Consider the following 14,531-nt stretch of genomic DNA (forward strand, 5'->3'; position numbering starts at 1 on the left):
GGTGAGGCCGCCCCGGCGCGGAAGCCCGTGGCGACAGCCATTGCGTCGGGCTCAGCCATGCTCGGAAAGGGTGAACATACCGTTAGTATTGGGTTATGTTCAAACCTCAGCCCGCCGCAACCTGTCCCGTTATGAAACGGAACGCGGCTGGTTCAAACAAGCATTTCGCGCGCCGGACCCTGCCCCAGAAAGGCCGACGGGCTCGCCGATGCGCCATAGGCCCCGGCCTGGAAAATGGCGACGAGATCGCCCACTTCGGCGCGCGGCAGCGCGACCTGATCGCCGAGCCGGTCGAGCGGGGTGCAGAGACAGCCGACCACCGATACGCTTTCGACCGGATCGGCGCCGAAGGCATTGGCGATCGCAATCGGATAGTTGCGGCGAATGACGGTGCCAAAATTGCCGCTCGCGGCGAGCTGGTGGTGGAGCCCGCCGTCGGTGACGAGGAAGGTCTCGCCATGGCTGGTCTTCCGGTCGATAATCCGCGTCAGATAGACCCCCGCCTCGGCGACGAGCCAGCGGCCGAGTTCCATCGCAAAGCGGCTCGGCCCCAGCACCGGATCGCGCGCGGCGAGCGTTTCGGCGAGCCTTGCCCCGACCCGCGCTGCATCGACCGCCGTATCGCCCGGAAAATAGGGAACCCCCATGCCGCCGCCCAGATTGACGAGCGGCGGCGGCGCGCCGACCGCATTTGCGAGGCGCGCCGCGAGCGCGACGGTCTGCGCCTGCGTATCGGCGATCGCGTCGGCGTCGAGCGCCTGCGATCCGGCGAAAATGTGAAAGCCCTGCCAGTCGGCGCCCGCGTCGATCAGGCGCCTGACGAGCCCCGGCACCGCCTCGGCATCGACCCCGAAAGGCTTGGCGCCGCCGCCCATCTTCATCCCCGACCCCTTGAGGTCGAAGTCGGGATTGACGCGCACCGCGAGCCGCGGCGCGATCCCGAGCCGCGCGCCGATGGCGAGCGCCCGTTCGGCCTCGCCCGCCGATTCGAGGTTGAGCGTCGCGCCCGCGGAAATCGCCGCCTCCAGCTCGCGGTCGCGCTTGCCCGGCCCCGCGAAGCTGATGTGCCCGGCCGCCATGCCGCTCGCCAGCGCCGCCGCGAGTTCGCCCCCCGATGCAACGTCGAACCCGTCGACGATACCCGCCATATGCGCGAGCAGCGGGGCAAAGGGGTTCGCCTTCATCGCATAATGGAGCAGCACCCCCTCGGGCATCGCGGCGCGCCATTCGGCGGCACGCGCGGTCAGCATCGCACGGTCGTAGACGAAGAGCGGCGTATCCCCTGCCCGCTCGGCGAGTTGGTCGGCGCGCGCGCCGCCGATCAGCAACATGCCGTCGGGGTCGGCCGAAAAGCCGGGCGGGATCGGGCCGTGCGGCTTCACGCGGTCACCTCCGCCTGCCAATCGGCCGCGATCGCGACGCGGTCGAGCTTGCCGTTCGGATTGCGTGGCAGCGCGTCGCGCCATTCGATGAGCTTGGGCTGCATGAAATTGGGCAGGCTCTGCCTCAGATGCGCCGCCAGCGCCTCGCGGTCCGCGGCGCCCTTGCCGCGCACGATCAGCACGATCGCCGCGCCGAGCCGCGCGTCGGGGACGCCGAAGGCGACGGCTTCATAGACCAGCCCCGATGCCGTTGCCGCCTCCTCAATCTCGGTCGGGCTCACCCGATTGCCCGCCGTCTTGATCATCGCATCGTCGCGTCCGACGAAATACAGCAGCCCCTCGGCGTCGCGCCGCACCGTGTCGCCCGACCACACCGCAGTGCCGCCATAGGCCGAAGCGGGCGGCGCCGGCCGGAAGCGCTCGGCCGTGCGTTCGGCATCACGCCAATAGCCTTGCGCGACGAGCGGGCCGCAATGGACGAGCTCGCCCGGCTCGTCGTCCGCGGTAATGGTTCCGTCGGGGCGGCACACCAGAATCTCGGCGTGCGGGATCGCACGGCCCATCGAGGCCGGATGATCGGCGACCAGCGCCGGATCGAGGAATGTCGAACGAAAGGCTTCGGTGAGCCCGTACATCGGGTAGATGGCCGCTTCGGGAAAGGTCGCGCGCAGCGCGTCGATCAGCGACGGCGTCAGCGCGCCGCCGCTGTTGGTCAGCCGCTTGAGCAGCGCCGCGATCTCGGCGGGCCAGTCGCTTTCGACGAGCTGGACCCAGAGCGGCGGGACGCCCGCGAGCGTCGTCGCGCGGTGCCGCGCGACCGCCTTCACCACATCGCGCGGCGTCAGATAGTCGAGCGGCGCGACCGCACCCCCGGCATACCAGGTCGAAAGCAGCTGATTCTGGCCATAATCGAAACTCAAGGGCAGCACCGCGAGCACCCGGTCGTCGGAGATGAGTTTCAGATAGGAGGCGACGCTCTCGGCCCCGAGCCATAGATTCGCATGGCTGAGCATCACGCCCTTCGGCCGCCCCGTCGAGCCGCTGGTGTAAAGGATCGCCGCCAGATCGTCCGGCTGGGCGAGCGACGGCGGAAGGCCTTCGCCGCCTGAATCAATGACTTCTTCGGCAATCTTCAGATCCTGCACCACGCAGCTTTCGGGTCTCCCCTCGCCGAGAGAGTCGGCACGCGCTGCGTTGGTGACAATCAATCGGGCGCCGCTGTCGGCCAGGATATGCGCGGCCTGCGGCGCCTTGAGCAGCGGGTTGACCGGCACATGGATCAGCCCCGCGCGCGCCGCCGCGAGCGGCATCAGGCAGGCGGTCCGCGTTTTCGCGCTCCAGCTCGCGACGCGCTCACCCGGCCCGCCCGCCTGTTCGAGCAGCCACGACGCCAACCGGCCGACGCCCGCGTCGAGCTCGGCAAAGCTCGTGATCCTGTCGCCGATGAGCAGCGCAGGCGCGTTCGCCGCGCCGCGGCGGGCGAGATGGTCGATCGGGTACGACGGAGGGCTTAGCGGTTCGGTCATCGGCTGTTAGGAGAGTGGTGATAGAGGGCCGCACGATGCAAGGGAACGGTGAAGATCGCGCTAATGATGCCGTGCTGCCCGCCGCAGCACGCGGCACGGGCTTCGCTTCGCCCTTCGACCGCGCGCAATGGTTCGACCTGCTGACCGCGCACGGCTTTGCAGGCGAAGGCCGCGAGGACGCCAGCGGAAGCGCGGGCGAAACGGCCGCGTGGCTGCCGCTGCGCCGCGAGCGGGCCGGCCATTATTCGGGCCTCGCCAATTGGTACAGCTTCGCGATCCGGCCGCTCTACACCGGCGAAGACGAACGCCCGGCGGCGCTCGCCGACCTGTTTCGCCGGCTGCGCAGGCGCGCGGCGCGCTTGACGCTCTATCCGGTCCCCGACGCCGAGCAAGGCGGGGTCGCGGCCGCGCTCCGCTCCGCGGGCTGGTGGGTGAACGCCGCACCCAAGGGCGACCGCCACTGGCTCGACCTTGGCGGCATGGACCATGAAGGGTGGTGGGACAGCCGCCCCGGCGCGCTCAGGAATACGGTGAAGCGCAAGGCGAAGAAGGGCGTTGTCGCCATCGAACTGCGCACCGAATTCGACGCTGGCGCATGGGCCGCCTATGAACGCATCTACGCCGCGAGCTGGAAGCCCGAAGAGGGCGACCCCGCGCTGCTTCGCGCCTTTGCCGAGGCCGAAAGCGCGCGCGGCACCTTTCGCATGGGGCTGGCGCGGATTGCGGGCGACCCCGTCGCCGCGCAGTTCTGGACGGTCGAAGACGACACCGCCTTCATCCACAAGCTCGCGCATGTCGAGGACAGCCTGAAAGCCTCGCCGGGCACCTTGCTGTCGGCCGTACTGTTCCGCCATGTGATCGAGGTCGACGGCGTCCGGCGCGTCGATTTCGGCACCGGCAACGACGGCTACAAGCGCGACTGGATGAACCGGCACGAACCGCTGTGGCAGATCGAGGCTTTCAATCCGGCGCGCATCGCGGCATGGGGACCCGCGTTGAAGGCTTTTGCGCGCTCGGCACTCGGGCGCGAGTGAGGACATGAGTGTGACCGATACCGTCGATGCCAATCTCCGCGCGCTGCTCGCCGATGTTCTGGGGCTGGGCGAGGACCGCGCTGCCGCGCTGACCGCCGACAGCGGCCTGTTCGGCGAACTGCCCGAATTCGATTCGATGGCGGTCGCGACCGTGCTGACCGAAATGGAAGACCGGCTGGGCATCCTGATCGACGATGACGAGGTCGACGGCGAAATATTTGAAACCTATGGCAATCTTCTCGACTTCGCCGAGCGGAAAGTTCGCGGCTGAGGCGGGAAGCGGGGGCGCATGGACGAACAGCTCTTTCGCCTCTCCCCCGCAGGAGCGCCGCGCACCACCGTCCTTTTCGTGCCCCCGCTGTTCGAGGAAGCGAACCGCACGCGGCGCACGCTGGTGCTCGCGATGCGCGCGCTCGCGGCGCAAGGGTTCGCCGCGCTGCTGCCCGACCTGCCGGGGCAAAATGAGAGCCTCGTTCCGCTCATAGAGGCCGATCTCGAGCGCTGGCGAAGCGCCCTCGCCGAGATCGCACGCGATGTCGATGGTCCGCTGATCGTCGCCTCGCTGCGCGGCGGTTGCCTGATCGATCACGGCGCCGCGGCCGATGCATGGTGGCGCCTCGCTCCGGCAAGCGGCGCCTCGCTGCTCCGCACGCTGCTGCGCGCCCGCGTGTCGGCCGACCGCGAGGCGGGGATCGCCTCGTCGATCGAGGGTTTGCAGACGGCGGCGGCGAGCGAAGCCCTGCTGCTCGCGGGCAACCGCCTGTCGCCCGCGATGGTTGCCCAGCTTGGCGCGGCCGAAGTGCAGGCGGTCGAGCCTTTGCGCACCGTTACGCCCGGCGGCGGCGAGGGGCAGATCGCCGGCACCCCGCTGTGGCTGCGCGCCGAGCCCGGCGAGGACGCCGCGATGGCGCGCGCGATCGCCGCCGATCTCGCCCTGTGGAGCCGGTCATGCGGCGTCATCTGAGCTTTGCCTGCGAAGGCGCCGCGCTCGGGGCGACGCTCGATGACGCGCCAGGCACGACGGGGCTCCTCATCGTCTCGGGCGGCAACGAGATTCGCAGCGGCGCACACCGCAGCATGGCGATGCTCGCGCAGCGGATCGCGGCGGCGGGCCATCCGGTCTTCCGCTTCGACCGTCGCGGCATCGGCGACAGCGAGGGCGAGAATCGCGGCTTCGAGGCAAGCGGCCCCGACATCGCCGCCGCGATCGCCGCCTTTCGCGCGGCGGCGCCACAGCTGACGCGCATCGTCGCTTTCGGCAATTGCGACGCCGCGAGCGCGCTCTTGCTCCACCAGCCGCTCCCGCTCGACGCGCTGGTCCTCGCCAACCCCTGGACCTATGAGGGCGACGAACAAGACGCCGACGAACCCGCCCTGCCCCCGGCCGCCGCGATCCGCGCGCGCTATTGGTCGCGGCTCAAGGATCCCGCCAGCCTGCTGCGGTTGCTGCGGGGCGACGTGGACATCCGGAAACTCGCGCAGGGCCTCTCGGCGCTCGGCAAGCGCAGGACGCCCCTCGCGGTCGAGAGTCTGGCCGCGCGGCTCAACGCCGCGATGGCGTCGCTGTCACTCCCCGCGACCATCCTGCTCGCGACCGGCGACCGGACCGCGCAGGCCTTTGCGGAGGCCTGCCACTGCGGCACGATCCCGGTCGAACGGCTTGCAAGCCCCTCGCACAGCTTCGCGGGCGACGATGCGGACTGGCTGGCCATGCAGATCGTTAAAAGGCTGAGATAGCCACCGGACGGGCCATCGGCGGCTTTGGGTGGAGAGCGGCTATTGAGGGACAGGTCGCCCCGCGAAGGCAGTTCCCCGCCCGAAACCCGCCGGTCAATAGCCCATCAGGCTCAGCACTTCCTTGCGGCTGCGCTCGTCGTCGAGGAAGCAGCCGAGCAGGCGGCTGGTCACCATGCCGACGCCGGGGGTGCGGACGCCGCGGCCGGTCATGCAGCCGTGCTGCGCGTCGATCACCACCGCGACGCCCTGCGGCTGGAGATTGTCCCAGATGCACCGTGCAACCTCGGCGGTCAGCCGTTCCTGCACCTGCAACCTGCGCGCATAGCCGTTCAGGACGCGCGCCAGCTTCGAAATGCCGACGACGCGATCCCTGGGCAGATAGGCGATCGAGGCCTTGCCCGTGATCGGCGCCATATGATGTTCGCAATGCGACTGGAACGGGATGTCGCGCAGCAGCACGATCTCGTCATAGCCGCCGACCTCCTCGAAGGTGCGCGACAGATGCACCGAGGGATCTTCGGAATAGCCCTGGCAATATTCCTTCCACGCCCGCGCGACGCGCTTGGGGGTGTCGCGCAGCCCTTCGCGCGCGGGGTCGTCGCCGGCCCATTCGATCAGCGTCCGGACCGCGTCGGCGACGTGCGCGGGCACGACGAGCTTGCCGTCCGCGTCGTAGCGATCGTCCACCAGATCGCCGTCCCCCGGCGTGCCCTTTGCCTGCGTCATATCCCCGCTTTCACTGTTGCCATCATGCCGCACATTTCGGGCACGCGAGGGCGATGCGCAACCCTCGGCCGGCAAGAAAGTCAATGCCCGGGCCAAGTTGACGTTGCGGAATCGGACCTTTTTTATCCCTAGGAGTTGCGCGACTTTCGCAGCCTTAGCTTTCGAAACAAGTGACTTGACGCTTTCGTCAACTCGGCGCAACTTTATGCCCTTACAGAGCTCGCCGAAGCGGGCCGTAATCCGGAGAGGCCGGCGTATTCCCCGACGCCGGTGGGAGAGGACGATGACCAGCACCGCTGGCGAGAGGGATTACCCGTGGCGCTCGGCCGACCAGGCCCGGTGCCCTTTGCCATGTCTGGTCGAAGCCCCTCCCCTGACCACAAATTGATCATTTGGGCGGCCGCGCATTCGCGGGGCTGAAAAAGGGAGGTATAAATGAAGTTCAACGCATTGATCGGTTCGTCGATTCTGGCGGTGGCGGTGGCGACGCCGGCTTTCGCGCAGGACGAGGGCGCCCCGCAACGGGATGCCTTCGGCGGCGAGATCGTCGTCACCGCGCAGCGCCAGTCGGAACGGCTTCAGGATGTGCCGATCGCGGTCAGCGCCTTTTCGTCCGAAGCGCTCGAGGCGCAGCAGATCAAGACCCCGTCCGACCTGCAGCTGACCCTGCCGAACGTCACCTTCACCAAGACCAACTTCACCGGCGCGAGCTTCACGATCCGCGGTATCGGCGACCTGTGCGTCGGCACGACCTGCGACAGCGCGACCGCGATCCACCTCAATGGCGACCCGCTGTTTTCGACCCGCCTGTTCGAGACCGAATTCTTCGACCTGGAGCGCGTCGAAGTGCTGCGCGGCCCGCAGGGCACGCTGTTCGGCCGCAACGCGACCTCGGGCGTGGTCAACGTCATCACCGCCAAACCCAAGCTCGGCGCCTTCGAGGCCGCAGCCGAGGGTGAATATGGCAATTATAATTCGATCAAGGGCAAGGCGATGGTCAACATCCCCCTTGGCGAAAATGCGGGCATCCGCGTCGCGGGCATCTATCTCAACCGCGACGGCTATACGAAGAATCTGTTCCTCGGGAACCGGTTCGACGACCGCGACCTCTATTCGGTTCGCGGCTCCTTCCGCTGGGAGCCGACTCCCGACACGACGATTGATTTCCTCGCGTCCTATTTCCACGAGAAGGACAACCGCACGCGCATCCAGAAGCAGCAGTGCCAGCGCGACCCGACCGGCATCCTCGGCTGCTTGAACACGCGCCGCGACAATGCGCCTTTCAATGGCAATGCGACCTTCACCGCGGCGCTGACGTCGCAGGAATTCCTGGCGACGCAGGGCATTCCCACCGCCTTTGCGCTCGGCAGCCTTTACGGGCCGGATGTCTATGCCAATACGACGATCCCGTCGGACCCGCGCGTCGTCAATTCGGCCTTCACGCCGCAATATTTCACCAGCGAATTGATCCTGCAGGGCGAAATCGAGCATGATTTCGGTCCGGTCTCGCTACAGGTTTCGGGCCAGTATCAGAAGGTCAAGCTCAACTCGCTGCAGGACTATAACAGCAATGTTGCCGACCGGTCGCTCTACGCAACCGGCCTCGCGACGCTGCAGGCCGGCGCGAACGGGGCGTTCGACGGCATACTCCCCGGCTTTTCCAACTATCTCGCCCCGGTCGCGGCGGCGCTGATCCCCGATGGCCCGACGGGCGACCTTTGCACGTCGCAGGCCGAGGAAACCGGCCTCGGCTCCTTTGGCGGCAACAGCATCTGCGGCCCCAATTCGCTGCAGTTCGACCGGTCGGACCAATATAACAGCAGCTGGTCGGCGGAAGCGATCCTGACGAGCGACTTCGACGGCGCGTTCAACTTCCTGCTCGGCGGCATTTATGCCGATTATCACCTCACCGAGAACAGCTATTATGTGAACGCCTTCCCGATCGACTATCTGTCGGGCGTGCTCGGAGCGTTCAATTCCTATGCCAACGGGCTGCCGCCGTCGTTCCTCGGCTCGCCCTTCTATCGGAACAACACCGACGATCTGAAGATCAAGTCCTACGGCATCTTCGGCGAGACCTATTATGAATTCAACGACCGGCTGAAACTCACCCTGGGCCTGCGCTACAACCATGACGAGAAGAGCGTCGTGGCGCGTACGGCGCTGGCGAGCTTCCTGGTGCCGTTCGGGCAGACCGGTTCGGCGTTCGATTCGCCCTTCGTCGTCACCTACGACGCCGATCCGGGCACCGCGGGCAACCAGCTGTTCCAGAGCCGCGACGTCAGCTTCAACAAGCTGACCGGCCGCGCGGTGCTCGACTTCAAGCTCTCGCCCGACAATCTGCTCTATGCGTCCTATTCGCGCGGCTATAAATCGGGGGGCATCAATCCGCCGCTGTCGCCGATCTTCTCGGTTCCCGAATCCTTCAAGCCCGAACAGGTGGATGCGTTCGAAATCGGATCGAAAAATTCGTTCGACAACGGCAAGCTTCAGCTGAACCTGACCGCCTTCTATTACAAATATAAGGATCTTCAGCTCAGCCGCATCGTCGCGCGCACCTCGGTCAACGACAATGTCGACGCCGACATTTATGGCGTCGAAGTCGAAGGCATGGTCCGCCCCGATCCCGACTGGCTGATCAACCTCGGTTTCAGCTATCTGCACACCAAGGTTTCGGGCGACTCCTTCTTCAGCAATCCGCGCGACTTCGGCGGCGGCCGATCCGATGCGGTGATTATCAAGGACATCACCAATGCGGCTAACTGCGCCGTGGCGCCTGGTACTGCCGGTAATGCAGCGGGCAGCAATGCCTTCGTCAATTTCGTGAACAGCGAGATCAACGCAGGCAATGTTACCGGTCTGTCAGGCGGCGCCGGGCTCCAACCGACGACGGCCTTCCCGGCCGATGGCGGCATCGCGTCGACCGGCGCGTTCAGCATATGTCAGGTGCTGCAGGGCTATGCCGATGCGGCCGGAGCACTGTTCGATCCTAATGGGATCGAGGTTTACTCGGCCGGCATTCCCGTCAACATCAAGGGCAACAAGCTGCCGCAGGCGCCGAACTACAAGTTCAGCGCCGGTGTGCAATATACGGCGCATCTGGGCGGCGACATGACGCTCGTCCCGCGCTTCGACCTGGCCTATACCGGCGACAGCTATGGCAATATCTTCAACGGCAACGTCAACAAGATCAAAGGCTATGCCCAGGTCAATGCCCAGATTCAGCTGAACGGCGCCGAAGACCGCTGGTATGTGAAGGGGTTCGTTCAGAATCTGTTCGATTCGAACAGCGTCACGGGCCTTTATGTCACCGACCAGTCGTCGGGCAACTACACCAACATCTTCACGCTCGAACCGCGCCGCTATGGCATCGCGGCGGGGGTGAAGTTCTGACGAACCCGGCGTAACGCCAAACAAACACCCCGGCCTCTCGATTGAGAGGCCGGGGTTTTCTTTTGTCCGAAGGGAGAAGGCGCGGAGCGGACTGCCGCCCCGCGCGCGCCGATCAGAATTTGAAGCGGCCGGTCACGCCATAGGTGCGCGGCTGGCTGGGGTAGCCCGAGACGCTGCCCGACTGCGCGACGGCGGGAAAGATCGTCGTCAGATAGTGCGCGTTGGTGAGGTTGCGGCCCCACACGCCGAGCTCGAGGCCGTTGTTCAAGGCAAAGGTGAACGATGCGTTGAGCTGGTTCACTTCGCGCTTGAACTGGTCAGAGAAGCCGTCGGGGAAGCCCTGCAACCCGTCAACGAGGCGCGTCGGGCTTTCGTAGAGATAGTCGACGTGGAAGATCGCGCGATTTCCGCCGTCGAACTCGTGCGTATAGGTCGCGCCCATCGCGGCCGACAGCTCGGGGATCGTCGAGGGCTGGGTGCCCGAAATATCGCCGAACGACGAGTTGGTGAAGCTGTCGTATTTCGGGTCGAGCCACGTCACCGCGAGCGTCAGGTTGAGCCCGCGAACCGGCCGCACCGATCCGTCGAACTCGACGCCCCAGGTCGACTGTCTTTCCGCATTGACGAGCTCGAAGCCGGTGCCGTTGAAGACATTCGACTGGAAGCCCTTGATCGACTGTTTGAACACCGCGACGTTCGCGGCGGCGACCGACCACTGACCCTTCAGGCCGATTTCATAGACTTCGGATTCCTCCGGCCCCGCAAAGCGCGAACCCGCGGCGAGGTTCGGTGTCGTCAGGCCCGCGGCGTCGATCGCCGGCAGGTCGGATGCGAGCGGGCGGCTGTCGCGCGACAGGTTGATCGAGCTTGCCTTGAAGCCCGTCGCATAGGTCGCATAGACGTTGACCGTGTCGGTGAGCTCGTAGGCGAGGCGCGCGCTCCACGAAAGGTCGTTGTCATGCGTCTTGCCCGGCTCGACCGCGTTCGGAACGTTGAGGAACGGCGGCAGGAACTGGAACGCCTTGAGGCCTGCGAGCGGGTTGGCGCTGCTGCCGTCGGGCAGCACGATCGTCGGGTTCGCCGCGAGATAGGCGGCGGTCGCCGGATCGACGCCGCCGCCGATCAGCAGCGCCTCACGGAACGGCGTATAGGCCGGCGAATCGAGATCGACCGCCGAGAAGGTGTCGGTGCTCACCACGTCGGTCGAGAAACGCTTGCGGTCCTGCGTGTAGTTGGCGCCCGCGGTGAAGGTCAGCCGGTCGGTGATTTCGAAATCGACGGTGCCGAACAGCGACCAGCTCGTATTCTTGAGCTTGTACGCCTCGTCCATCCCGTCGCCGACATGGAAGAAGGTGCCGAGATATTTGGTTGGATCGCCTTCGAGCGCGCCGAGCGTCCCTTCGAGCGTCGCGACATCCAGCGCGCCGCCGCTCGCCTTTTGGATCAGCGCATTGCCATAGTCGCGGAAATCGTCGCCGAAGAAGAGCTGGTTCTTCTGGTCGATCTTTTCGTTGAAATAATAGCCGCCGACGAGGAAGTTGACCGGGCCGTCGAAATCGGACGCCAGACGAACTTCCTGCGTGAAGGTGTCGATCGCGACGTCGTCGGACTTGCGGCCGATCAGGTCGGCGGCGGTGAAATCCGAATCCTGGTTCGCGAACGAACGCACCTCGCGATAGGCGGTGATCGAGGTCAGCGCCATATTGCCGAGATCATAGTCGATCTGCGCCGAACCGCCGTAATTTTCGATCCGGTTTTCCGACAGGAAATTGTTGTACACGTCATAGGAGAAGGGATTTTCGCGATCGACGCTCGGCCCGCCGACGAGGAAGTCGGTGATGTCGACCGTCGGCCCCGCGACGACATTGCCCGCGATGCAGCAATTTTCGTCGATCTTGTCATAGTCGCCGATCAGGCGGATCGACAGCGCATCGCTCGGTTCGAAGAGCAGCTGCCCGCGCACGCCCCAGCGGTTGCGGTCGTTGACGTCGGTGTCGAGATAGAGGTCGCGCGCATAGCCGTCGTTGCGGTTGAAATTGCCGCCGAGCGAGAAGGCGATGGTATCGCTGATCGGGCCGGTGATGTCGCCCTTGACGACGACCGCGTCATAATTGCCGTAGCTCGCCTCGATCGAGCCGCCGAAATCGAACTGCGGCTTTTGCGTGATGATGCTGATGACGCCCGCCGAGGCATTCTTGCCGAACAGGGTCGACTGCGGCCCGCGCAGCACTTCGATGCGCTCGACGTTCGGCAGGTCGCCGATCTGGGCGGCCGAGCGCGAACGATAGACGCCGTCGATGAACACGCCGACCGACGGCTCGATGCCGGCATTGTTCGCGCCGTTGCCGAAGCCGCGGATGACGAAATTGGTGTTGGCGCTCGACTGGAGCTGGCTGACGCGCAGGCTGGGCACCGACGATTGCAGGTCGATCAGATCGCGAATCGCCGAATTTTCAAGGTCCGCGGCCGTGGCTACCGACACCGCGACGGGCGTATCCTGCAGCGTCTGCGAGCGCTTCGAGGCGGTGACGATGATCTCGCCGCCATAATTATCTGCGGGTGCCGCCGCATCGTCGGCGGGCGCGCTGTCCTGGGCAAAGGCGTAGGCGGGGGCGGTTGCGGCGCACAGCATCGTGGCGCCCAACAAAATGTTGCGCAAGGTCATCATCTCTCTCCATCCCGGGGAGCCGGCCCTATGGCCTGAGGAGGGGATACTCCGCCGGTAGCGGGCCGATGTAACGAGGCCGCCGGGGGCGTCAACGAAGACGCTGAGCAAGCTCAGCATTTTCTTGAGGCAAGTGGCCTATTGGCAACAGTCCACCGATGCGGCGGCACGCCCCGGACCGTCGCGGCCGCCGAAATCGCGCGGAAACTCGGTAGAACGCAGGAAACCAACGGTCTGGCTCGCGCGATAATTGACGCCGGGGGCGCCAGCCAACATGCCCGGGCGAGGCCTCCCCCCGCCCACGCCAGTTGAAAGCCCGAACCCCTTCCATGAGTTTTTTCGACCGTTTCGCGTCCAGCGCGCACGACATCGCCATCGACCTCGGCACCGTGAACACCGTCATCTATGTCCGCGGCAAGGGGATCGTGCTCAACGAGCCGTCGGTGATCGCGCTCGAAACGCGCGACGGGGTGCGGCACGTCAAGGTGGTCGGTAACGACGCCAAGCTGATGATGGGCAAGACGCCCGCGAACATCCAGGCGCTGCGCCCCTTGCGCGACGGGGTGATCGCCGACATCGAGATCGCCGAGCAGATGCTCAAGCATTTCATCGAGAAAGCGCTCGGCGGGTCGAGCCGTCTCAGGCGCCGCAGCAATGTCGTCGTCTGCGTCCCGTCGAGTTCGACGATGGTCGAGCGCCGCGCGATCCGCGACGCCGCCTCGAACGCCGGCGCGCTCGGCGTGCAACTGATCGAGGAACCGCTCGCCGCCGCGATCGGCGCCGGCCTGCCGGTCACCGAGCCGCGCGGCGCGATGGTGATCGACATCGGCGGCGGCACGACCGAAGTCGCGGTGCTGTCGCTCGGCGGCGTTGCCTATTCGGGGTCGATCCGCATCGGCGGCGACAAGATGGACGACCAGATCGTCTCGCATATCCGCCGCAAGCACAATATGATGATCGGCGAAATGACCGCCGAACGCGTCAAGCTCGCGATCGGCTGCGCCGTGGCGCCGCAGGGCAAGGGCATCGTGATGACCGTAAAGGGCCGCGACCTCGTCAACGGCCGTCCGTCGGAGGTCGAGGTGACCGAAGCCGAGATCGCCGACGCGCTCGCCGAGCCGGTCGGGCAGATCATCGGCGCGGTGCGTCAGGCGCTCGAGCAGACGCCCCCCGAGCTTGCGGCCGACATCATCGACGAGGGCATCACCCTGACCGGCGGCGGCGCGCTGCTGCGCCGCATGGACCAGGCGATCGCCGAGGCGACGGGCCTGTCGGTGCGCGTCGCCGAGGACGCGCTGATCTGCGTCGCGATGGGCGCGGGCATGGCGTTCGAGGACCGCGTCTATCGCGGCGTCCTTCTCGTCGCCTGACAAGCCTCAGCCCTCGCGCAGCACGAAGGGGATTTCGACCAGTCCCCTGACGCGCACCGCCTGACCGCCGCGCATCGTCGGCGCCCAGCGCCACTTGCTCACCGCGCGCAGCGCCGCGTCGTCGAGGCGGTCGAAGCCGCTGCTCCGCGCGATCGAAATCGTCTCCACCGTGCCGTCGAGGTCGAGCGTCAGCGCGAGCACGACCGTCCCCTGCTCGCGGTGGCGCCGGCTTTCGCGCGGATAGCGCGGCGGCGCACCCGACAGCATCCGCGTGCCGAGATCGTCGGCCTGAACCGTGGCGGGCGGCGCGGGCGGCGCCGGGGGAGCGGGCGGGACCGCCACCGCGACAGGCGGCGGCGGCGCGGAATCGGGCGGCGCGAGCAAAGCGGGCTTACTGTTGGGCAGCGCGACCAGCGGGCGCGGCGCGGTGACGGGCGCGGCGGGCTGCGGCACCGCTTTGGCGGGCGGGGTCGGCGGCGGCGCGGGGGGAGGCGCGACCGACAGGTTGACGACCGCGAGTTCTGCGGCTTCGGCCTGCTTGTGGCGATAGCCCGTCTGCGCCAGCACCGCGAGAAACAGCCCCGACAGGAGCAGAGTGAGCGCCGCGGCGGGCAGACTGGGCCGGCGATCCTCGCCATAGCGGCCGATCGGCATGGCGGCCGCGGGCCGGACGAAGCTGCGCGGCTCCGTCACCTCCG

General features: G+C 66.7%; 11 protein-coding genes. 6 read left to right on the forward strand and 5 right to left on the reverse strand.

The genetic code is table 11. The features are described 5' to 3' along the window. Window positions 1–152: 152 nt before the first annotated feature. Both CHB69_RS05045 and CHB69_RS05050 read right to left on the reverse strand, forming a co-directional pair. On the reverse strand, window positions 153–1,382 hold the full coding sequence (locus CHB69_RS05045) for a pyridoxal-dependent decarboxylase, exosortase A system-associated (RefSeq protein ID WP_089214908.1): 1,230 nt from the start codon (window positions 1,380–1,382) through the stop codon (window positions 153–155). After that, window positions 1,379–2,908 (reverse strand): acyl-CoA ligase (AMP-forming), exosortase A system-associated, encoded by a 1,530-nt coding sequence (locus tag CHB69_RS05050; RefSeq protein ID WP_089214909.1) that lies wholly within the window; start codon window positions 2,906–2,908, stop codon window positions 1,379–1,381. Before CHB69_RS05050 ends, CHB69_RS05045 begins: the two co-directional genes overlap by 4 nt. A 35-nt stretch (window positions 2,909–2,943) precedes the next feature. Here CHB69_RS05050 and CHB69_RS05055 point away from each other — a divergent pair, with 35 nt between their 5' ends. The 4 genes from CHB69_RS05055 to CHB69_RS05070 are packed head-to-tail and all read left to right on the forward strand — an operon-like array spanning window position 2,944 to window position 5,679. Next, window positions 2,944–3,942 (forward strand): GNAT family N-acetyltransferase, encoded by a 999-nt coding sequence (locus CHB69_RS05055; RefSeq protein WP_089214910.1) that lies wholly within the window; start codon window positions 2,944–2,946, stop codon window positions 3,940–3,942. 4 nt (window positions 3,943–3,946) lie between these two features. Next, the gene (locus CHB69_RS05060) at window positions 3,947–4,213 is read left to right on the forward strand and encodes an acyl carrier protein (RefSeq protein ID WP_089214911.1); all 267 of its coding nucleotides are present in this window, start codon (window positions 3,947–3,949) and stop codon (window positions 4,211–4,213) included. A gap of 18 nt (window positions 4,214–4,231) precedes the next feature. After that, window positions 4,232–4,906, forward strand: coding sequence for an alpha/beta hydrolase family protein (locus CHB69_RS05065; protein WP_089214912.1), 675 nt, complete (start codon window positions 4,232–4,234; stop codon window positions 4,904–4,906). Continuing rightward, window positions 4,891–5,679 (forward strand): hydrolase 1, exosortase A system-associated, encoded by a 789-nt coding sequence (locus tag CHB69_RS05070; RefSeq protein ID WP_089214913.1) that lies wholly within the window; start codon window positions 4,891–4,893, stop codon window positions 5,677–5,679. Before CHB69_RS05065 ends, CHB69_RS05070 begins: the two co-directional genes overlap by 16 nt. Window positions 5,680–5,772: 93 nt before the next feature. Here CHB69_RS05070 and folE read toward each other — a convergent pair whose 3' ends face one another. Continuing rightward, window positions 5,773–6,405, reverse strand: a complete 633-nt coding sequence (gene folE / locus CHB69_RS05075) for a GTP cyclohydrolase I FolE (protein WP_170935441.1) — start codon at window positions 6,403–6,405, stop codon at window positions 5,773–5,775. A gap of 435 nt (window positions 6,406–6,840) precedes the next feature. Here folE and CHB69_RS05080 point away from each other — a divergent pair, with 435 nt between their 5' ends. Further along, window positions 6,841–9,798, forward strand: a complete 2,958-nt coding sequence (locus CHB69_RS05080) for a TonB-dependent receptor (protein ID WP_089214914.1) — start codon at window positions 6,841–6,843, stop codon at window positions 9,796–9,798. 112 nt (window positions 9,799–9,910) lie between these two features. Here CHB69_RS05080 and CHB69_RS05085 read toward each other — a convergent pair whose 3' ends face one another. Then, window positions 9,911–12,466, reverse strand: coding sequence for a TonB-dependent receptor (locus CHB69_RS05085; RefSeq protein WP_170935442.1), 2,556 nt, complete (start codon window positions 12,464–12,466; stop codon window positions 9,911–9,913). Window positions 12,467–12,792: 326 nt separating this feature from the next. Here CHB69_RS05085 and CHB69_RS05090 point away from each other — a divergent pair, with 326 nt between their 5' ends. Beyond that, window positions 12,793–13,833: a rod shape-determining protein gene (locus tag CHB69_RS05090; protein ID WP_089214915.1), complete on the forward strand. Its 1,041-nt coding sequence runs from the start codon at window positions 12,793–12,795 to the stop codon at window positions 13,831–13,833. A gap of 6 nt (window positions 13,834–13,839) precedes the next feature. On the opposite strand, the gene CHB69_RS05095 is transcribed toward CHB69_RS05090, so the two are convergent. After that, window positions 13,840–14,526, reverse strand: a complete 687-nt coding sequence (locus tag CHB69_RS05095) for an energy transducer TonB (protein ID WP_245836540.1) — start codon at window positions 14,524–14,526, stop codon at window positions 13,840–13,842. Window positions 14,527–14,531: the final 5 nt, after the last annotated feature.

Origin of the sequence: Sphingopyxis indica (assembly GCF_900188185.1) — a bacterium.
Lineage (GTDB): Bacteria > Pseudomonadota > Alphaproteobacteria > Sphingomonadales > Sphingomonadaceae > Sphingopyxis > Sphingopyxis indica.

Coding starts and splice junctions, on each gene's coding strand:
- CHB69_RS05090 (WP_089214915.1), top strand. CDS start 12,793: ATGAGTTTTTTCGACCGTTTCGCGTCCAGCGCGCACGACATCGCCATC.
- CHB69_RS05060 (WP_089214911.1), top strand. CDS start 3,947: ATGAGTGTGACCGATACCGTCGATGCCAATCTCCGCGCGCTGCTCGCC.
- CHB69_RS05050 (WP_089214909.1), bottom strand. CDS start 2,908: ATGACCGAACCGCTAAGCCCTCCGTCGTACCCGATCGACCATCTCGCC.
- CHB69_RS05085 (WP_170935442.1), bottom strand. CDS start 12,466: ATGATGACCTTGCGCAACATTTTGTTGGGCGCCACGATGCTGTGCGCC.
- folE (WP_170935441.1), bottom strand. CDS start 6,405: ATGACGCAGGCAAAGGGCACGCCGGGGGACGGCGATCTGGTGGACGAT.
- CHB69_RS05055 (WP_089214910.1), top strand. CDS start 2,944: ATGCAAGGGAACGGTGAAGATCGCGCTAATGATGCCGTGCTGCCCGCC.
- CHB69_RS05065 (WP_089214912.1), top strand. CDS start 4,232: ATGGACGAACAGCTCTTTCGCCTCTCCCCCGCAGGAGCGCCGCGCACC.
- CHB69_RS05080 (WP_089214914.1), top strand. CDS start 6,841: ATGAAGTTCAACGCATTGATCGGTTCGTCGATTCTGGCGGTGGCGGTG.
- CHB69_RS05070 (WP_089214913.1), top strand. CDS start 4,891: ATGCGGCGTCATCTGAGCTTTGCCTGCGAAGGCGCCGCGCTCGGGGCG.